Source organism: Actinomadura chibensis NBRC 106107, from assembly GCF_001552135.1.
GTDB lineage: Bacteria > Actinomycetota > Actinomycetes > Streptosporangiales > Streptosporangiaceae > Spirillospora > Spirillospora chibensis.
In genome coordinates this window covers 45,301-64,203 of record NZ_BCQP01000002.1, presented here as the reverse complement: position 1 = coordinate 64,203, position 18,903 = coordinate 45,301, and the positions used below count along the sequence as shown (strand labels likewise).

The 18,903-nt window shown below is 73.9% G+C and carries 18 protein-coding genes; 8 read left to right on the top strand and 10 right to left on the bottom strand.

What is annotated here, in order from left to right:
• Window positions 1–152 precede the first annotated feature (152 nt).
• From ACH01S_RS01125 to ACH01S_RS01110, 4 genes are all read right to left on the bottom strand, one after another.
• Complete coding sequence (locus ACH01S_RS01125) at window positions 153–1,451, bottom strand: sugar ABC transporter permease (protein ID WP_246236895.1); 1,299 nt, start codon at window positions 1,449–1,451, stop codon at window positions 153–155.
• Window positions 1,452–1,462: 11 nt separating this feature from the next.
• Window positions 1,463–2,248, bottom strand: a complete 786-nt coding sequence (locus ACH01S_RS01120) for an ATP-binding cassette domain-containing protein (protein ID WP_067884215.1) — start codon at window positions 2,246–2,248, stop codon at window positions 1,463–1,465.
• A gap of 142 nt (window positions 2,249–2,390) precedes the next feature.
• Window positions 2,391–3,476 carry a sugar ABC transporter substrate-binding protein gene (locus ACH01S_RS01115; protein ID WP_067884211.1) on the bottom strand — a complete coding sequence of 362 codons (1,086 nt, stop codon included), beginning with the start codon at window positions 3,474–3,476 and terminating at the stop codon, window positions 2,391–2,393.
• A gap of 392 nt (window positions 3,477–3,868) precedes the next feature.
• Window positions 3,869–4,162: a hypothetical protein gene (locus ACH01S_RS01110; RefSeq protein WP_067884489.1), complete on the bottom strand. Its 294-nt coding sequence runs from the start codon at window positions 4,160–4,162 to the stop codon at window positions 3,869–3,871.
• A gap of 217 nt (window positions 4,163–4,379) precedes the next feature.
• Here ACH01S_RS01110 and ACH01S_RS01105 point away from each other — a divergent pair, with 217 nt between their 5' ends.
• Window positions 4,380–5,093: a hypothetical protein gene (locus ACH01S_RS01105; protein ID WP_067884209.1), complete on the top strand. Its 714-nt coding sequence runs from the start codon at window positions 4,380–4,382 to the stop codon at window positions 5,091–5,093.
• Between the two features lie 54 nt (window positions 5,094–5,147).
• Window positions 5,148–7,673 (top strand): M14 family zinc carboxypeptidase, encoded by a 2,526-nt coding sequence (locus tag ACH01S_RS01100; RefSeq protein ID WP_148344555.1) that lies wholly within the window; start codon window positions 5,148–5,150, stop codon window positions 7,671–7,673.
• 41 nt (window positions 7,674–7,714) lie between these two features.
• On the opposite strand, the gene ACH01S_RS01095 is transcribed toward ACH01S_RS01100, so the two are convergent.
• Window positions 7,715–8,386 (bottom strand): peptidyl-tRNA hydrolase, encoded by a 672-nt coding sequence (locus ACH01S_RS01095; RefSeq protein ID WP_067884198.1) that lies wholly within the window; start codon window positions 8,384–8,386, stop codon window positions 7,715–7,717.
• Between the two features lie 155 nt (window positions 8,387–8,541).
• On the opposite strand from ACH01S_RS01095, the gene ACH01S_RS01090 reads away from it, so the two are divergent.
• Window positions 8,542–9,630, top strand: a complete 1,089-nt coding sequence (locus tag ACH01S_RS01090) for an Rv1352/Rv1906c domain-containing protein (RefSeq protein ID WP_067884195.1) — start codon at window positions 8,542–8,544, stop codon at window positions 9,628–9,630.
• On the opposite strand, the gene ACH01S_RS01085 is transcribed toward ACH01S_RS01090, so the two are convergent.
• The gene (locus ACH01S_RS01085) at window positions 9,625–10,209 is read right to left on the bottom strand and encodes an HAD family hydrolase (RefSeq protein ID WP_067884191.1); all 585 of its coding nucleotides are present in this window, start codon (window positions 10,207–10,209) and stop codon (window positions 9,625–9,627) included. The genes ACH01S_RS01090 and ACH01S_RS01085 overlap by 6 nt on opposite strands.
• A 141-nt stretch (window positions 10,210–10,350) precedes the next feature.
• On the opposite strand from ACH01S_RS01085, the gene ACH01S_RS01080 reads away from it, so the two are divergent.
• Window positions 10,351–11,040 carry a TetR/AcrR family transcriptional regulator gene (locus ACH01S_RS01080; protein ID WP_246236893.1) on the top strand — a complete coding sequence of 230 codons (690 nt, stop codon included), beginning with the start codon at window positions 10,351–10,353 and terminating at the stop codon, window positions 11,038–11,040.
• On the opposite strand, the gene ACH01S_RS01075 is transcribed toward ACH01S_RS01080, so the two are convergent.
• The gene (locus ACH01S_RS01075; protein WP_067884186.1) at window positions 11,037–13,184 is read right to left on the bottom strand and encodes an MMPL family transporter; all 2,148 of its coding nucleotides are present in this window, start codon (window positions 13,182–13,184) and stop codon (window positions 11,037–11,039) included. The two genes, ACH01S_RS01080 and ACH01S_RS01075, sit on opposite strands and share 4 nt — an antisense overlap.
• A 326-nt stretch (window positions 13,185–13,510) precedes the next feature.
• On the opposite strand from ACH01S_RS01075, the gene ACH01S_RS01070 reads away from it, so the two are divergent.
• A complete protein-coding gene (locus ACH01S_RS01070; protein ID WP_067884182.1) occupies window positions 13,511–13,741 on the top strand; it encodes a hypothetical protein in 231 nt (76 codons plus the stop codon).
• A 202-nt stretch (window positions 13,742–13,943) separates the two neighbouring features.
• On the opposite strand, the gene ACH01S_RS01065 is transcribed toward ACH01S_RS01070, so the two are convergent.
• Window positions 13,944–14,243, bottom strand: a complete 300-nt coding sequence (locus tag ACH01S_RS01065; RefSeq protein ID WP_067884178.1) for a Dabb family protein — start codon at window positions 14,241–14,243, stop codon at window positions 13,944–13,946.
• Between the two features lie 59 nt (window positions 14,244–14,302).
• Entirely contained in the window at window positions 14,303–14,758 is a 456-nt protein-coding gene (locus ACH01S_RS01060) for a flavodoxin family protein (RefSeq protein WP_148344554.1), read from the bottom strand.
• 165 nt (window positions 14,759–14,923) lie between these two features.
• Here ACH01S_RS01060 and ACH01S_RS01055 point away from each other — a divergent pair, with 165 nt between their 5' ends.
• Window positions 14,924–16,654: a bifunctional lysylphosphatidylglycerol flippase/synthetase MprF gene (locus tag ACH01S_RS01055; RefSeq protein WP_148344553.1), complete on the top strand. Its 1,731-nt coding sequence runs from the start codon at window positions 14,924–14,926 to the stop codon at window positions 16,652–16,654.
• 21 nt (window positions 16,655–16,675) lie between these two features.
• On the opposite strand, the gene ACH01S_RS01050 is transcribed toward ACH01S_RS01055, so the two are convergent.
• A complete protein-coding gene (locus ACH01S_RS01050; protein ID WP_067884172.1) occupies window positions 16,676–17,428 on the bottom strand; it encodes an SDR family NAD(P)-dependent oxidoreductase in 753 nt (250 codons plus the stop codon).
• Window positions 17,429–17,485: 57 nt separating this feature from the next.
• On the opposite strand from ACH01S_RS01050, the gene ACH01S_RS01045 reads away from it, so the two are divergent.
• Both ACH01S_RS01045 and ACH01S_RS01040 read left to right on the top strand, forming a co-directional pair.
• Window positions 17,486–18,166, top strand: a complete 681-nt coding sequence (locus ACH01S_RS01045) for an endonuclease V (protein WP_067884480.1) — start codon at window positions 17,486–17,488, stop codon at window positions 18,164–18,166.
• A gap of 126 nt (window positions 18,167–18,292) precedes the next feature.
• Window positions 18,293–18,895 carry a TetR/AcrR family transcriptional regulator gene (locus ACH01S_RS01040; protein WP_246178850.1) on the top strand — a complete coding sequence of 201 codons (603 nt, stop codon included), beginning with the start codon at window positions 18,293–18,295 and terminating at the stop codon, window positions 18,893–18,895.
• Window positions 18,896–18,903: the final 8 nt, after the last annotated feature.

Below are 18,903 nucleotides of genomic sequence, written 5' to 3'. Positions count from 1 at the left end.
CGTACGGAGCGCCGAAACGGTCCGGACCGGCGTCCGGTGGGGGGACGACCCCCCACGCCCCCCGGAACGGACCGGGGCCGTCCGGGACGGCCGGGGAGCCGATGGGGCGGGCCACCGGCTCCCCGCCGCCGTCCCGCGCCGGGGTCACGGGGTCATCGCCCGGCGGTGGAGCGCCGCCGCCGGGCCAGCGCGTCGATGCTCGCGGCGAGCAGCAGCACCAGGCCGGTGATCAGGTAGCTGAGGTAGGCGCTGGTGCCGAGCAGCCCGAGCCCGTTGGCGATCAGCGCGATGACGAGCCCGCCGAGGACGGCGTCGCGGGCCTTGCCGCGCCCGCCGAACAGGCTCGTCCCGCCGATGACGGCGGCGCCGACCGCGTACAGCAGCGTGTTGCCGCCGCCCGCGTCGGTGGCGACGGAGCTGAGCCGGGACGCGGCGACGATCCCGCTGATCGCGGCCAGCCCGGACCCGATCATGAACACCGAGATCCGGATGCGGGTGACGTTGATCCCGGCCCGGCGGGCCGCCTCGGCGTTGCCGCCGACCGCGTAGATGTGCCGCCCGTAGGCGGTGCGTCCGAGCACGAACGAGCACACGACCAGCAGGACGCCCGCGAGCAGCACGCCCCACGGGATGCCGCCGAGCGTGATCAGCGGGCTGGGCGCGCGGTCCAGGTTGAGGACGTAGGCGCTGACCAGCAGGGCCGCCGAGACGACCGCGCTCTGCGCGAGGACGAACTCCAGCGGCCTGGAGTGCAGCCCGCGGACGCGCTGCCGCCGCCAGCGCAGCACCTGCGTCGCCGTGTACGCGGCGGCGCAGCCGGCGGCGAGGACCCAGCCGAGCCAGACCGGCATGTTCTTGTTGGCGAGCGCGTAGATCACGTCGTCCCGGACGGGCACCGTGCCGCCCTGCCCGATCAGCTTCAGCGTGACGCCCTGCAGGCCGAGGAAGAACGCCAGCGTGACGACGAACGACGGGATCCGCAGCACCGAGACGAGCCAGCCGATCGTGGTTCCGATCACGATCCCGATCGCGACGGCGCTGAGCGCGGCGACGTACCAGGGCTGCCCGGCGTCGGTGATCAGCTTGGCCAGCACCGCCGCGCACAGCCCGCTCGCGACGCCCGCCGACAGGTCGATCTCGCCGAGGAGCAGGACGAACACGAGCCCCATCGCGAGGATCGTGATCGGCAGCGCCTGCACCGACAGGTTCGCCATGTTCCCCTTGCTGAGGAACGTGTCGGGCTTCAGCGCGGCGAACAGCACGACCAGGGAGATCAGCCCGAGGACGGCGGGCAGCGCGCCGAGCTCGCCGGACCTGATCCGGTTCCAGTAGTCCAGCAGCGCGGAGCGCATGTCGTGCTCGCGGCGGTCGGTGGCGAAGTCGCCGTCCGCCAGCGCCATGGCGGGCTCGCCGCCCTTCGCGAGGCGGTTCCCGGGGATGTCGGTGGACACCTGGCCCCCCTTCAGATGCTCTCGGCGGCGGTCTGCGGCGCGAGGCCGAGATCGCCGGAACGGCCGGCGGTGATGAGCTCCACGACCTGGCCGTGGGTGACGTCGGCGCGGGCGACGTCCGCCGCGACCCGGCCGAGGTACAGCGCGGTGATGCGGTCGGCCACCTCGAACACGTCGTTCATGTTGTGCGAGATGAGGACGACGGCGTGCCCGGTGTCGGCGAGCCGCCGGACGAGGTCGAGCACCTGCCGGGTCTGCGCGACGCCGAGCGCGGCGGTGGGCTCGTCCAGGATCACGAGCTTGGACTCCCAGAGCGCGGCCTTGGCGATCGCGACGGTCTGCCGCTGCCCGCCGGACAGGCTCGCGACCCGCTGCCGGACGGACCGCACCGTCCGCACCGAGAGCCGGGCGAGGGTCCGCCTCGCCGCCTCCTCCATGGACGCCTCGTCCAGGACGATCCCCTTCCGCCGTTCGCGGCCGAGGAACATGTTCTGCACGATGTCCAGGTTGTCGGCAAGTGCGAGGTCCTGGTAGACGACCTCGATCCCGAGCGCGGACGCCGCGCGCGGGCTGTCGATCGACACCTCGCGGCCGTCGAACTCGATCCGCCCCGAGTCGACCGGGTGGATCCCGGCGATGCACTTGATCAGGGTGGACTTCCCCGCGCCGTTGTCGCCGACGAGGGCCATCACCTCGCCGAGCCGCACGGTGAAGTCCACGTCGTGCAGCACATGGACGGCGCCGAAGCTCTTGTTGAGCCCGGTCAGGCGGAGGACGGGGTCTCCGTTTTCTGCCACGTGTCTCCTTTTCGAGGGGTCGGCGCGTGCGCCGCGGGCGCGGCGTGTGCTCGTGGCGGGCCCCGGTCGTCCCGGGTTTCCGGGTGGCCCGGGACGGGTCCCCAGTGGTCCGGGGCCCGCCACGAGGTCGGCGCGGACGGGGCTACTCGATGCCCGCGTCCTTGCACTTGGCGGCGTACGCGCCCTTGCAGAGGTCGGCCTTCTTGATGAAGCCGTCGTCGACGACCCGCTTGACGCCGTCCTTGAAGATCGGGACGGGGTTGAGCAGCACGGACGGGACGTCCCGCTTGCCCTCCGGGTCGTTCACGGTCCCGTTCGTCTCGCCCTTCTCGCCCTTGATCAGGGCGACGGCGAGCTTGGCGACGGCGTCGGCCTCCTGCTTGACCGGCTTGTAGACGGTCATGCACTGGTTGCCGTCGAGGATGTTCTGCAGGCCCTCAAGCGTCGCGTCCTGGCCGGTCACGGCGACCTTGCCGGCCTCCTTGTTCTTCTTGAGGATCGACACGACGGCGTTGCCGAGCCCGTCGTTGGCGGCGACGACGCCGTCGATGGCGCCCTTCCGCTCCGTCCACATCTGCTCGAAGATCGTGGCGGCGTTCTCGGCCTTCCAGTCCGGGACGGCCTGCTCGGCGACCTTCGTGTAGGACGCGGCCTGGTCGAGCACGGTGTGCGCGCCCTTCGCGAACAGCGTCGCGTTGTTGTCGGTGGGCGCGCCGTTCAGGTAGACGATGTTGCTCTTCTTGTCGCCGAGGCACTTCTGCAGGCCCTTGCCGAGCTCCTCGCCGACCTTCACGTTGTCGAACGACACGTAGTAGTCGGACACGCCCCCGAGCGCCAGCCGGTCGTAGTCGATGGTCTTCACGCCCTGCGCCTGCGCCTTGCGCTGGACGGCGGCGGCGGAGTTGGAGTCGAGGCCGTCCACGATGAGGACGGTGACGCCGCTCGTGAGCATCTGGTCGGCGATCGTCTGGAACCGCTGGGTCGAGCCCTCCGCGTTCTGGATGTCGTAGCCGACCCCGGCGGCCTTGAACGCCTGCTCCAGGTAGGGCCGGTCGAAGCTCTCGTAGCGGACGGACGACGTCGTGTCCGGCAGGATCACGCCGACCTTGCCCTTGACCGCTCCGGAGCCGGACGCGGCGGCGCCGTCGCCGGAGTCGTCCCCGCACGCGGTGAGAGTGAGCGCCGCGGCCGCCGCGACGGCCGTCAGGCAGAGGATCCCCTTGCGCATTTGCCCGGGTCCTTTCTGGGGGCGGCCGCCGTGCCGCGGCCGGGGGGAGGGCCGGTGCCGGTGGCCGTGCTCCGCGCGGCCCCGGACGAGAATGTTGTGCCCCGCAACTTATGTCGCGCATGTCCGTTGCGCCAGACCTGCCGGACGGTCGATTTGTTGCTGGCGATAACAATCAAGTAACGCGAGTTCACCCGTGCGGAACCGGACCCTGCGGGCGGAAGAGGCGGGAAGGCGCGCGAGGGCGCGGGTGCGGGCGAATGTTCGGAGGCTCAACATTCAGCCGCCGCCGGGCCCGGCGGCGGCGATGGGCCGCCGGGCCGAGGCGGGGCGCCGGTGCTGGACGGACCGGTGCGGGACGGACCCGGTGCGGGACGGAGAGGCGCGCGCCGCGCTCAGACGGCGAGGACGCGCGCGACGCGGTCGGCGGCGGCGGACGCGTCGTCGGCGGGCACGATGCGCTCGGCCCACGACCACCAGTACCACCAGCCGTCGGGCCCCCGCTCGGCGATGATGTTCTCGGTGAGCGCGGACGCCTCCGGGTTCAGCACGTGCAGGGCGGGCGTCTGGCCCCTGGGCAGGACGATCCGCACCCGGAAGCCGCGCTTCACGAGCTCCTCGCCGAGCTCTTCCAGATATTCGACCCGCGTCTTCGACGGCGCGGCGGTTCCCGTATCGTCAGGCGTCATCCTCAGTCCCCTCACGGACTCCGCATGGCCCGACGAGATCACAGCCTCCCCCTTCCCCGCGCGGGAAGCAAGCACCCCGCAGGTCAGCGCGGTGCGGCGCGGCGCGGACGGCGCCCGGGCAGCGCGGTAGCGGGGCACGGACGGCAAGCGCGGGAGCCTCCTCGACATATCGTGCGCGGTTCCGGGATATCTTGCGCGTAGGCAGAGGAACGGGAGCATGGGGGCGAAGATGACGCTGGGCCCGGAGCCGGCAGCCGACCCGGACGCCACTCCGATCGTCGGCACCCCGGCGGGCGCCGTCCCACCGGCGCCGCCCGGCCCGGGCGTGCCGGGCCCGGTCGGCCCCGGACCGGTCGGGCCGGGGGCGGCGGGCGCGCGGACGCGGGCGGGCCGGACGTGGCACCGCTTCCACTACGCGGTCGGCGTGTTCCTCATCGCCTACGGCGTGACGGGCCTCGCCACCGGCCTGCTCCTGTGGACCGACCGGCGGGACGAGATCGAGGGCTACTTCGCCTCCGCCGGGTCCGGGGCGGCGACCGGCGTGCTCGTCCTCGTGAAGGCGGTGGAGGCGGCGCTCGTGCTCGCCGCCGTCGCGGGCGTGGCGCTGCGCCGCGACATGCTGTTCGTGCCCGCGCTCGCGGGCTGGATGGCGGGGTTCGCGATGTTCGCCGTCCTGGACGTCTTCACCGCGCGCTGGGGCGGCCTCGCCGAGCACCTCGTCTACCTGGGCGGATTCGTCCTGCTGCTGTTCCTGTCCTACGGGCTGAGCGCGAAGGCGCAGCTCGCGGGGGCGGCGCGGGAGGCCCCGGACGGCGGCCCGGCCGCCGGCTCGCGCGGGCTCACCCGGACGCAGGAGTTCGCGCTCCAGGCGATCAACCGGATCCCGACCGGGCTGACCGGCCCCCGGCCCCGTCCGGGGCGGAACGACTGATCTTGGCAGAAGTTGCCCTTGGTGGGCCTTCCGGCCGGTGCCACGTTGTGGCTCATGAGAGCCCGAAAACTGGCGTTGCCGCTGGCACTGGCGGCGTCCCTGGCGGTGCCCGCGTCGCTGCTGACGCCCGCCGCCGCGCAGCCCCGGCCCCCGGCGTCCCCTCCGGGGAGCTGCGACCCCACGCAGACCGCACCGGTCTACCGGGGCAAGGTCCCCTCCCCCAAGCAGGTCCTCGGCTTCGACCTCGGTGAGCGGCAGGCGACCGCCGCCGAGTCCGACAGGTACCTGGAGACGGTCGCCGCGAAGAGCGAGCGGGTCGTGTCCGGGACGCTGGCGACGACGGCGCGGGGCCGTCCGCTGAAGTACGCGATCGTCGGGCGTCCCGCCCTCGTCTCCAAGGCGGGCCTGGCGACGGTGCGGCGGGAGGCGGGGCTGCTGCGCGACCCGCGCACGCCCGCCGCGCTCGCGAAGCGGATCACCGACCGCGGCGTCCCGATCCTGTGGGTCAGCGGGAACGTCCACGGCGACGAGCCGAGCGGCACGGACGCGGCGCTGAGGGTGCTCCGCGACCTCGGCGACCGGTCCGACTGCGCCGCCGCGTCGGTCCTGGACAACGCGCTCGTGATCGTCCTGCCGACGCAGAACCCGGACGGCCGCGAGGCGGCGACGCGCCAGAACGCCTACGGCTTCGACATGAACCGCGACTGGTTCGCGCGCACCCAGCCGGAGACCGACGGCAAGCTCGCGATGCTGAACCAGTACCCGCCCGCGCTCTACATCGACGCGCACGAGATGGGCGGGACGTCGTTCTTCTTCCCGCCCAACGCCGACCCGATCTACCACGAGACGCCCGAGCAGGCGGTCGGCTGGATCAACGACCTGTACGGCGCGGCGATGGCCGCCGAGTTCACCCGGCAGGGCATCGACTTCTTCAACCGCGACGTGTACGACCTCTTCTACCAGGGCTACGGCGACTCGGTTCCGACCAGCGCGTTCCACGCGGCCGGGATGACGTACGAGAAGGGCGACGAGAGCCCGTACCCGGAGCGCGTGAAGGAGCAGTACCTCACGCAGTGGGTGTCGCTGTCGGCGGCGGCGCGCAACCGGCACCGCATCCTCGGCGAGTGGCGGCAGATGACCGTGGACGCCTACGAGCAGGGCAGGGCGGGCAGGCTGGAGCCCAACCAGATCTACAACCCGCCGAACCAGATCGACCGCCCGGTGCCCGACCGGAAGGTGCGGAGCTACTTCCTGCGGGACGACGTCCCCGCCAAGCACGCCCAGGTCGGCCTGATCGTGCGGCGGCTCCAGCGGATGGGCGTGCGGGTGGAGCGGCTCGTCCGGCCGCTGACCGTCCCGGACTTCAAGGAGTACGGGCGCGCCGAGGCGAGGACGACGCTGCCCGCCGGGACCTACTGGATCTCGATGGCGCAGGGCCAGAAGCACTGGATCCAGGCCATGCTCAACGAGGACTCCTACACGCCGTTCCCCTACTTCTACGACGTGACGGCGTGGAGCCTGCCGCTGCTCGGGAACGTGTCCGGCGGGTCGTCGGGCGCGGTGCTGCGGCCGACCGCCGTGCCGGTGGGGACGCTCCCGGCCGCGCGTCCGGGACACGACGGCAGGGCGCCGGGGCTCGGCGTGCTGCAGCTGTCGGCGACGTCGTCGGCCGCGCGCCAGTCGACCGGCTGGCTGCGGAGCCGCCTCGACCGCGAGTGGAAGCTGCCGTTCACCCTGCTCACCCCGGCCGACGTCGCGGCGGGCGGGCTCGCCGGGATCGAGGTCCTGGTGACGCCGGACGGTCCGGCGGGCCCCGCCTACACCGCGCTCGGCGACGCCGGGCGGGCCGCGCTCCAGCGGTGGACGCGCGACGGCGGCCGCTACATCGGCTGGCAGGGCGGCACGCAGCTCGCCGCCCGCCTCGGGCTGACGACGGCGACGCTGGCCGAGCCGACGTCCGACATCCCCGGCACGCTGTTCCGCGTCAAGGTGGACGGGAGCAGCCCGCTCGCGAAGGGCGTGGGCGCGACAGCGTGGAACTTCACGTCCTACGACATGGTCATGCGGGCGTCCAGCGGCGTCGCCGTGTCCTACCCGGCGGCGGACTCGCCCGACTGGTTCGTGTCCGGGTTCGAGCGGGGCGCGGCCGAGCTCGGCGGCACCGCCGCCGTCGTCGACCAGGCCGTGGACAAGGGGCGGTCCGTGCTGTTCGCGGCCGACCCCAACTTCCGCGCGTTCAGCGACGGGACGGCCAAGCTGCTCTACAACGCGATCCTCGGCCCTGACCCGGCGCGCGCGCCGCAGGCGGCCGCCACCGCGAAGGCGGCGGAGCAGGCGGCCGGGCTGCCGTCGTACGAGTCGCCGATCCGCGTGTCGGTGAGGGCGGCGGACGCGGCGAAGGCCGCGGCCGTGCTGCGCGCCGCCGGCGCGACGTGGACCGAGCGCCGGAGCGGCGGGGTCGTCCACTACGTGGTGGACAACCCGCGCGGGCTGCCCACCGACCACCATCCGTTCGCCGGACGGCTGCCGTCCCTGATCCGGAAGGCCGGGATCGACCCGGTCGCCGTCGTCCTGCCGTGACGGCCGCGCGGCGCGCCGGGGGCGGCCCGGCGCGCCGCGCGCTACTTCCGGACGATCCAGGCGATCGCCGTCATCGTGCCGGGCGGGACCTCGGTGAACCCGCCGTCGCGGACCGCCACCGCCGCCTCCTTCACGCACCGCTTCCACGGGACGTCCGTCGCGAGGTGGACGCGGGCGCCGCCGTCCACCCAGGCGGCGACGTCCTTGCGCTTCCCCCCGCGCAGCAGGAGCTGGGCGGCGTGGCCGCACTGCGCGGCGGCCTTCCCGGTGGTCATCGTCACGTCCGGGTTGATCGCGATCACCGCGTACGGCGGGGCGGGCGGCGGCCCGGCGCCCTCGTCCGCCAGGTCGAGCCCGGCGACCTGGAGCTTCGCCAGCGCGGGCGGGACGTCGGCCACCGGCCCCGGCGGAAACGCCCGCACCTGCGCGTCCGCGTGCTCGACGGTCACGCCCGGCAGCGCCCCGGCCTCCGGCCACCGCACCCCGCGCGCCCGCCGCGTCACCTTCCGGATGCGGCGCGACTCCCATTCCAGGACGGCGCCGTGCCACTCCCCGCCGGGCTCGGCCGCGCGCGGGTCGGTGAGCAGCCGCACGACCGCCGTGGCCGCCGCCTCGCACACGGCGCGATGGCCCGGCGGGTCGGCCTTCTCGGCGCGCACCACCAGTTGCATCGCCCAGGGCGGATCGTCGCGGGGGTCGTATTCAGGACGCACGCGTGGAGTATTCCAAACCGAACGCGGCTTTCCCGACCCGGTAGTGGGTACTGCAACTTGTGCCGTCCCCCGGACGTTCCTCCTGTCACGGGCTTGACGGTCCCCGCCGTGACGGGCGGGGTGGCACGGCGGAGCAGTCGGGTCGGAGGTCGCCGGTGACCAGTGGCACGTGGAGCGATTCCATACCGGGTGTCGGGACGTTCTTCGTCGGGATCGACGTCGCCCCCGGCCGCTACCGGTGCGACCAGGGCAAGGGCGGCTGGTGGGTGCGCTTCACCGGTCCCGGCGGCGGCGACCCGGTCGGCTCGTGGCCGCTGCCCGCGGGCCCGGTCGAGATCGAGATCGCGCGGACCGACTTCGCGTTCGAGACGCACGTGTCCACGTACTGGCGGCGGATCGCGCCGCCCCGCGCCGCCGCGGACGCCGCCCCCGCCGAGCCGCGCCCGGTCGCCGACCCGGCGCTGCGCGCCGAGCTGGACACGCTCGTCGCGCGCCGCCGCCCGCTGGTGTGGCTCGCGCCGCTGTCGGTCCTCGGGCTCGGGCTGGTCGGGCACCCGCTGCTCGGCTCGCTGTGGCTGATCGCGCTCGGCATGCTCGCGGTGCTGGTCGCGCTCGGCACCCCGTCGGTGTCGCTCGACCTGCGGCGCGCCCGGGAGCTGGAACGCAGCCGCGACCGCTACTTCGTCCCGGACGACTTCGACGACGAGGGGCGGGCGCTGCTCGCCCGCGTCCAGGCGGCGGTGGACGCGGTCACCGCCTCGGAGGTCAACCGCGAGGGCATGCTGGACGCGGTCGCCAACGCCGTCACGCTCCCCCGCGAGGAATGGGAGATCGCGCAGGTCCTCGCGCGGCAGTCCAGGCTGCGGACCGAGCAGCGGGAGCTGGCCGAGGGCGCGACGCTGCCGGAGGTGGAGGCGGCGCTGCGGCCGCTGCGCGACAAGCTCGACGTGTCCGTCGCGGCCGTGACGCGCCGCGTCGAGGCGCTGGAGCGGTACGCGCGGAGCGCGCGGGCCGCGGACGAGGCCCTGCACGCCCAGCGCCACCTGGAGACGATCGCGGAGAAGGCGCACGAGTACGACGAGCTGCTCGCCGACACCGTCCGCGAGGACCTCGCGCTGCCCGCGATCCAGCGGCTGAACGGGCAGAGTCACGAGCTCGTCAGGACGCTGCGCGAACGCCTCGCCAAGGCCGCCGAGGCCGCCGAGGAGCTGCCGCCCCCGCCGGAGTCCCCGCCCCGCTCATAGCAACGCGCGGACCTGCGCCGGGGACTCGAACAGCTCGGCGCGCATGCCGAGGGCGCGGGCGGCGGCGATGTTGCGCTCGGTGTCGTCGATGAACAGGACGTCCGACGGGGCGACGCCGAGCCGTTCGGCGCAGATCTCGTAGGCGCGCGGATCGGGCTTGGCCACGCCGATGCGGCAGGAGTAGGTGAGCGCGTCGAACCGGCCGAGCCAGCCGCCGTGCCGGGCCTCGAAGCGGGGCACGAGGTCGTCGATGATGTTCGACAGGAGCCCGAGCGTCCGGCCGCCGTCGGCGAGCTCGTGGACGAGGGCGACCATCTCCTCGTCCACCTCGGTCCAGCTGTCGAGGTCGGCCTCGATCAGGGCCGGGACGTCGGGGAACGCGGTGCCGAGGACGGCCGCGACGTCCGCCCAGTAGGCCGCGCTCTCCCGCCCGGCGTCGTAGGCGGGGCGGCACGACCAGTACGCCTCCCAGAACGGCGCGCCGCCCGTCCCGGCGATCTCCTCGATCCGCCGCACCGACTCGGGGGCCTGGCCGCGGGCGATGACTCCGAACAGGTCGAAAACGATCACATCGGACATGTCCCAGACCCTATGCGGGACGCGCCCCCGCCGAACCCCTCGGCGGGCCGTACCAAGCGCTTGGTGCAGCCCCTACCCTGGTACTCCCTACCGAGCAAGCGGTTGGGCGACCGGGCGATGCCGGCACGGCATAATGAGGGGGTGACGACCACGAGCGCTGACTCCGGACGATCGAGAAGCCGCGCCGCCGGCGAGGGCGGGTCCCGCCGCCGCGGCAGGGGCTCGTCCGGCCCGGCGTCGGAGCGGCGCGAGCACCTCGTGCGGCTGGCCGCGGAACTGTTCGCCGAGAAGGGCTTCCAGGCCACGACGGTCCGCAACATCGCCGACGAGGCGGGCATCCTGTCGGGCAGCCTGTACCACCACTTCGACTCCAAGGAGTCGATCGTCGACGAGATCCTCGCGGGCTTCTTCACCGAGATCATGGCGGCCTACCAGCGGGTGGTCGACGAGAGCGCGGACCCGCGCGAGACGGTCGCGGGGCTCGTCCGGGTCGCGTTCGAGAGCCTGGAGCCGCACCGCGCCGCGATCACGGTCATGCAAAACGACTGGAACTACCTCAAGGGCATGGACCGGTTCGCCTACCTCACGAGGTCCGAGGAGGAGGTCGAGAAGATCTGGGTGGACGCCCTCGCGTCCGGCCAGCGGCGCGGCCTGTTCCGCGCCGACCTCGACCCCCAGCTCACCTACCGGATGATCCGCGACACGATCTGGGTCGCGGTCCGCTGGTTCCGGCCGGGCGGCCGGCTGGACGCCGAGGGGCTCGCCGAGCACTACCTCAAGGTGATGTTCGACGGCATCAACGTCCACCCGGCCGCGTCCCCGGCGCCCTAGCCGCGCACCTCCGCCGGGGGCCGCGCCGCGGCGGACTCGCCCCGGTGCGGGGGCAGCAGCCTCGCCAGCGGGCGCGGAAGCCACCAGTTCGCCTCGCCGAACAGCTCCATCAGCGCCGGGACGAGCACCAGCCGCACGACCGTCGCGTCGATCAGGATCGCCACGCCGAGCCCGAGGCCCATCTGCTTGACCGCGACGTCCGCGCCGAGCAGCACCGACAGGAACACCATCACCATGATCGCCGCGGCGGCGGTGATCACGCGGGCGGTGCGGGACAGCCCGAGCGCGACCGCCTCCCGGGTCGCGACGCCCGACTCGTACGTCTCGCGGATGCGGGACACGAGGAACACCTCGTAGTCCATCGAGAGCCCGAACAGGATCGGGAACATCATCAGCGGCACCCACGTCGTCACCGGCATGTCGGTCGGGAACCCGAGCAGGCGCCCCGCCCAGCCCCACTGGACGACCGCCGTCACCACCCCGTACGCCGCCGCGATCGACAGCAGGTTCATCACCGCCGCCTGCAGCGCCACCGTCAGCGACCGGACGAGGACGACGAGCAGCAGCAGCGACAGGCCGACCACGACGGCGATCAGCCACGGCAGCCGGGTGCTCACGCTCTCCGCGAAGTCGATGGACGCGGCGTTCTGCCCGCCGACGTAGGTGTGCGCGCCCGTCCCCTTGCTCACGCCGGGGATGACGTCGTCGCGCAGCGTGTGGACGAGCCTCGGCGTCGCCTCGTCCTGCACGCCGGTCGTCGGGAACGCGACGACGATGGACGCGGCGCCGTCCGCGCTGGTGCGCGGCGGCTGGACCGCCGCGACGCCCGGCGTCCGCCGGACCGCTTCGGCGAGCCGTCCCGCGTCGGCCGGCGTCCCGCCCTCGGTGACGAGGATCAGCGGCGCGGCCGTGCCGGGCCCGAAGCCGCGCGCCATGATCTGGCTCGCCTGGTAGCCGCTGTGGTCGTGCGGCTGGACGCTGGAGTCGGGCAGGCTGAGCCGCATCGACAGCGCGGGCACCGCGAGGACCAGCAGGATCCCGGCCGCGCACAGCCCCGCGAGGACCGGGTGCCGCTGCACGACCCGCGCCCACCGCTCGGCGAGCGGGCGGCGCCCGCCCCCGGCGCCGTGCCGGGTGCCCGGCAGCCGGAGCCGGTCGATGGCGCGCCCGGCGAAGCCGAGCAGGGCGGGCAGCAGGGTCACCGCGGCGAACATCGTCATCAGGACCGTGACGCCGGCCGCGACCGCGACGCCGTTCAGCAGGCTCTGCTGCATGACGAACAGGCCCATCAGCGCGATCACCACGGTGGTGCCCGCGAACAGGACGGCGCGCCCGGCGGTGGTGACGGCGGTGACGGTCGCGTCCTCGGGGTCGTTCCCGGCGTGCAGCTCCTCCCGGTAGCGGGTGACGATGAACAGCGCGTAGTCGATGCCGACGCCGAGCCCGATGAGCGCCGCGACGATCGGGCTGAACGACGGTGCGGGCAGCAGGTGCCCGATCAGCATGATCAGCGAGAGCCCGGTGCCGATGCCGAACAGCGCGGTCAGGATCGGCAGGCCCATCGCGAGCACCGAGCCGAACGCGACGAGCAGGATCACCATCGCGGCGATCACGCCGATGCCCTCGGACGGCCCGCCGCCCGGCGTCTCGGCGGAGTCCACGGCCGAGCCGCCCAGCTCGATCTGGACCGGGCCGGAGTCGGTGCGGACGTCGTCCAGCAGCTTCTTCACGTCGGACTTCGGCATCTCGTCGGACGTGACGTCCAGGTTCGCGGCGGCGAACGCCGTCTTCCCGTCCTTGGACACCTGCCCCGGCGTCGCGTAGGGCGACGACACCGAGGACACGTGCGGCGTCTTGGCGAGCCGTCCGATCGCCTGCTCGACCTTCGCCTTGACCTCGGGGCTCTGGACGCCGCCCGGGGCGTAGACGGCGAGGGTGATCTCGTCGCCGCTCTGCTTCGGGAAGTGCTCGTCGAGGATGTCGCTCGCCTTCGCCGACCCCGAGTTCCCGCCGGAGAAGTCGTTCAGCGGCTCGGCCGCGAAGCCGAAGCCGACCACCAGCGCGACGACCAGGCCGGCGATCCAGCCCGCCACCGTCAGGCGCCGCCGCCGATAGCAGAATCGGGCGAGCCGGGCCAGCCTCATGGGGAACCACCTTCGTGTGCGTGCCGCGTCGTCTGTGTGCGTCCGGCTGGATGCGTCCGTCCGCATGCCGCCGTCGGTGACCTGACGTCCGGGCACTGGGGAATGTGACGGCTGGTACAGCGTTGCCTCTAGGCGGGCCCCGACACATCGGACGCGCGGTGTCATCCGCCCGGCCGTGTACATCCGTTGGAGTACACCCGGCGCGGTATCCCACGGTGCGAGTCCCCTAAGCCCCATAGTGTGCTTAGTCACAATTTGCCGAGTAGGGGTGACGCTTTGGCCCGTGGGGACGCTGTTACCGGAGAGATCGACGGGGGGAGGGCGGCATGACGGCTCAACGGGGCGCCGCCGGTCGCGACGAGCCCACGCCCGCCGCCATGCGGGCCGCCACAGCGCGCGGCCTGCAGGAGCAGTTCCCGGGCGTGCGGGTCTGGTACGGCGAGTCGACCGGGTCGTGGTGGGCGCTGGTGCCGACGCGCGGGGGTCCGCGGTTGGCGGAGGCGCCGACTCCGCAGCAGCTCCGCGAGGAGATCCTCAGCATCCGGAGCAGGGGCTGAGCCCTCGCGGGGAGGCGGGACGCGGAAAGGGACGGCGTGGCGCCCACCGGGGACGGGGCGCGATCCGTCCCCGGAGGGCGTCTTCCAGGAACGTAACCTGAAAATCATTCAGGCACAAGCGCTTGCTAGGGGATTCTGCGGGGCGCCCGAGGGGGTCGGGCGCGGCGCGTCCGGCCGAGGTCGGCGCCCCGCGAGCGCGCGGCTACAGCTCGTACTGGATGGCCGCGCGCTCCGCCGCGATCGGCGTCACGTACTCCTCCACGATCGCCCGGTGCGCCGGGTGGTCGCGGTAGGCCAGGTAGCCGTCGCGGTCGGCGAAGTCGGCGACCACGACGAAGTCGTACCCGCCCGGGTTCACCCCGGCGTTCGTCCCGAGGCTGTACTCCCGGATCTCCTGGACGACGCCGGGCAGTTCGCCCAGCCGCGCCGCGACCTCGTCCTGCTGGCCGGTGGTCGTGCCCTCGGCCCACCTGAACATCGCCACATGCCGGAATCCGCTCATGGGGGCACGCTATCGGGACCCGCCCGCCCTGGCACCGTAGGTCAGCGGGCGCCGGTCATTCAGAGGGCGGCGAGTTCCGCCGCCGTGACCGCGCCGAGCTCCCAGCACGCCTCCAGATCCGCCCTGGACGGCTCCCCGGTCACGACCACGGGCGGACGCACGGCCCGCCACTTCAGCCCCGTGGTGATCGACTCAAGGGCGCGCAGCGCGCCCGCCGCGTCGCTGCCCGCGTGCAGGTACGCCCCGAACGGCCGCCGGACGGTCTCCTCCAGGCACGGGTAGTAGACCTGGTCGAAGAAGTGCTTCAGCGCCCCGGACAGGTAGCCGAGGTTGACCGGCGAGCCGAGCAGGTAGCCGTCCGCTTCGAGGACGTCCACGGCGGTGGCCCCGAGCGCCGGACGGGTCACGACGTCCACGCCCTCGATCTCGTCGGCGCCCGCCCCGGACCGGACCGCCTCGAACATCGCCTGGACGTTCGGCGACGGCGTGTGGTGCACGATCAGCAGCCTCTTCACCACTCCGACACTAGACCGTGTGCGAAGGGCCCCGACGTGGGAAGGGATCTGTTTCCGGGCGCGCCCGCCCCCGCCGTAACCTGAAGTGTGGGGACATGACCAACGTCCGGTCCGGGGAATGAGTTCCTAAGGATCTTGGTTGTGGGCCCAGCGGAGGTGTCCTTCGTGCAAGGCGATTCATCCTGGGGGGACGACCCCTCACTCCCGGCGCGGCCGGGATGCGCGGCGCACGGCGCGGCGCACGGCGCGACGCGGGCCCCGTCCGCCGCGCGACTGGGCGGGGCGCGGCCGGTGTGGCCGCTCGCCGCCGTCACGCTGGCCGTCGCCGCGCTGGTCGTCGTCCCGGCGGCGACCGGGTCGCCGGAGTGGCTCGGGCGGCTGTCCCGGCTGGTCACCGGCAGCCCGCTGCTCCCGGCGCACGCCGTGGCGCTCGGCCTCGCGCTGCTGCTCGTCGCGCGCGGCGTCCTGCTGCGCCGCCGCGCCGCCTGGTACGCGCTCGTCCTGCTGGTGCTGCTCGGCCTGCTCGCCGTCCTGACCGGGGACGACCCGGCCTGGCGGCTGCCGCTGCTCACCGCCGTCCTCGGCGGGCTGTGGCTGGAGCGCGGGCGGTTCCCGGTGCGGCCGCATCCCGAGCGCGTCCGCGCGGCCGTGAAGACCGGGGCGTTCCTCGTGGTCGGCGCGGTCGCCGGGTCGCTCGTCCTCGGCGGCCTGTCGGTCCGGTCGGTCGGGCAGGTCGCGGGCGGGCTCGGCGCGACCGGCGCGCCCATCGACGGCGCGTCGTGGCTGCCCGGCGTGCTCGCGCTCGCGGGCGCGGCCGGGCTGCTCGTCATCGTCGTCACGCTGCTCGCCTCCGACCCGGCGCCGCCGCCCGGCGACGAGGCCGAGCGCCGCCGCGTCGCGGGCCTCGTCGCGCATCCCGGCTCCGACACCCTCGCCCCGTTCGCGCTGCGCCGCGACAAGGCGTACGTGTTCAGCCCGGACGGGCGCGCCGCGATCGGCTACCGCGTCCTGTTCGGGCTGGCGGTGGCGGGCGGCGACCCGGTCGGCGACCCCGCCTCGCACGCCGCCGCCGTCCGCGCGTTCCTTTCGCTGTGCCGGACGACCGGCTGGCGTCCCGCCGTGCTCGGCGCGAGCGACGGCCTCCTCCCGGTGTGGGGGCGGTTCCGCTCCATCGGCTTCGGCGACGAGGTCGTGGTCCGACCGGAGGAGTTCACGCTGTCCGGGCGGGCGATGCGCAACGTCCGGCAGGCGGTGCGGCGGACGGAGAACGCGGGGGTGACGTCCGAGATCGTCCCGGAGCGGGAGCTCGCGCCCGCGCTGCGCGACCGGCTGCTGGAGGTCGCGTCCCGCTCGCTCGGCGGCGCCGCCGAGCGCGGCTTCTCCATGAACCTGGACGAGCTGCTCACCGGCTACCACCCCGGCGCGCTCGTCGCCGTCGCCTACGACCGCGACAAGGAGCCCATCGCGTTCCAGCGGTACGTGACGGCGGGCGAGGGCGTCAGCCTGGACGCGATGCGCCGCGACCCGGACGGGCCCAACGGCGTCAACGAGCGGCTGATCGTCGACATGATCGAGTACGCGGGCGAGCGCGGGCACGGCGTCGTGTCGCTGAACTTCGCCGCGTTCCGCGAGCTGCTCGACGCCGCGGACCGCACACCCCTGGAGAAGGTCGGCTACCGCGCCCTGCACCTGCTCGACCCGTGGATCGCGGTGGAGTCGCTGTACCTGTTCGACAAGAAGTTCAGGCCGTCCTACAAGCCGCGCAACGTGGTGTTCCGGTCGTGGTTCGACATCGCCTGGCTGGCCGCCGCGCTGCTCACGCTGGAGTTCGGCCGCACGCGCCCGGCCCGGCGCGCCGCCGACCCGGCGACCGAGCCCGTCCACCACCTCGGCTGACGCGGGCCGCCGGCCGGGGGCTCACTGCATCGTGATGCCGCCGCTGACGGAGATCGTCTGGCCGGTGATGTATCCGGCGCGGTCGGTGCAGAGGAAGGCGACCAGCCCGGCGACGTCGTCCGGACGCCCGATCCGGCGCAGCGGGATCTGCTTGACGAACTTGTCGAGCATCCCGGAGTCGGGGTCGGCGCCGCCCCGGCGCAGCATCGGCGTGTCCGTCGGCCCGGGGCACACGACGTTGGACGTGACGCCGCCGCGCGCCGCCTCCCGCGCCAGCGTCTTCGCGAGCCCGAACAGCCCGGACTTCGTCGCCGCGTAGGCCGCCTCCCCGCCGCCGCCCGCACGCGCGCCGTCCGAGGAGACGAACACGAGCCGTCCCCAGCCGCGCTCGGTCATGCCGGGCAGGAGCCGGTGCGTGAGCTGCATGGGCGCGCGCAGGTTGACGCGCCACATCAGGTCCCAGTGCGCGGGGTCGCTGGCGGTGAACGGCTCGATGATCGCGATGCCCGCGTTGTGGACGAGCACGTCGACCGGCCCGATCCCGGCGGCGAACGCGTCGACGGCGCCGGTGTCGGCGAGGTCGACCGGGGCCGCGACGCCGCCGAGCGCGTCCGCGACCTCGCGGGCGCCCGCCTCGTCCCGGTCGGCGACGACGACGCGGGCGCCGAGCGCGGCGAGGTCGGCGCAGATCGCGCGTCCCATGCCGCCCGCGCCGCCGGTCACCACCGCCGTGCGGCCGTCGAGTCTCGTCCCGGTCAGGCTGATCCCGTCCATGCCCACCTCCGAATCCCGTTCGATCAATACATAACATCCGGCGTAATGTTCGGATTCATGGAGGTACGGGACCTGCACGAGTGGCCGTCCGGCGCGGCGGCCGCCGAGGCGGTCCAGGACCGGCTGCGCCCGCTCCTGGAACTGGACGTCCCCGGCCCCGCCGAGCCGCGCGCGGTCGCGGGCCTCGACGTCTCCTACGCGGGCGACGGGCGGGGCGACCGGCTCGCCGCCGCGGTCGTCGTCCTCGACGGGACGACCCTGGACGTCGTCGAGGAGTCGGTCGTCGTCGGCACGGCCGCGTTCCCCTACGTCCCCGGGCTGTTCGCGTTCCGCGAGCTGCCCGCGCTGCTCGACGCGCTGCGCGGCCTCAGGACGTCCCCCGACCTGCTCGTCTGCGACGGGTTCGGCGTCGCGCACCCGCGCCGGTTCGGGCTCGCGTGCCACCTCGGCGTGCTGACCGGCCTGCCGTGCGTCGGCGTGGGCAAGACCGCGTTCGTCGGGACGTACGCGCCGCCCGGACCGCGGCGCGGCGACACCAGCCCGCTCGTGGACGGCGGCGAGGTCGTCGGACGCGTCCTCCGCACGCAGGACGGCGTGAAACCGGTGTTCGTGTCGGTCGGCCACCGCACCGACCTCGACACGGCGTGCCGCAACGTCCTCGCCCTGTCGCCCCGGTACCGGCTGCCGGAGACGACCCGCAGGGCGGACCGCCTGTCCCGCGACGCCCTTGCCTCGTGAGGCGGGCCGGACGGCGGGGCCCGGGCGGGTGGCGCGGCGGCGGGTGGCGCGGAGTTGCGGAAAATGGCAATCTCATCTGCAAGTAGACGGTGACAACCCCAGGTCATCCGCGACACCCGCTGGACGGTGCCCTTGGACACCCGGCCGATGCGGGCCGACGCCCGCCGCAACTACGAACGACTGATCACGACGGCCCGCACCGCGTTCATGGAGCACGGCACGGGCGCGTCCCTCGACGACATCGCGAAGCGGGCCGGGGTCGGCTCCGGGACGCTCTACCGCCACTTCCCGACCAGGGACGCCCTGCTGCACGCCGTCCTGCGCGACCGGATCGACGCGCTGCTCGCGCACGCCGACGAGCTCCTCGCCGAGCCCGCGCCCGACCCGGAGGCCGAGGCGCTGGACGCCGAGGCCGCGCTCGGCCGCTGGCTGCGCACCTACCTGACCGGCGCGGCCACCCCGCGCGGCACCGCCACGGTGATCATCGAGGCGATGTCGGCGGAATGGGCGCACACCGGGCTCGGCGCCGCCGCCGCCGCGATCTGCGACGCGCTCGGGCGGCTGCTGGACCGGGCGCAGCGCGCGGGCGCCATCCGTCCCGAGGTCGGCCCGCGCGACCTGCTGCGCATCACCAACGCGATCGGCGTCGCCGCCGAGCGCACCTCCGACCCGTCCGCCTACTCCGACCGGATGCTGGCGCTCCTCTTCGACGGCCTGCGCACCGGCTAGGCTTGTTC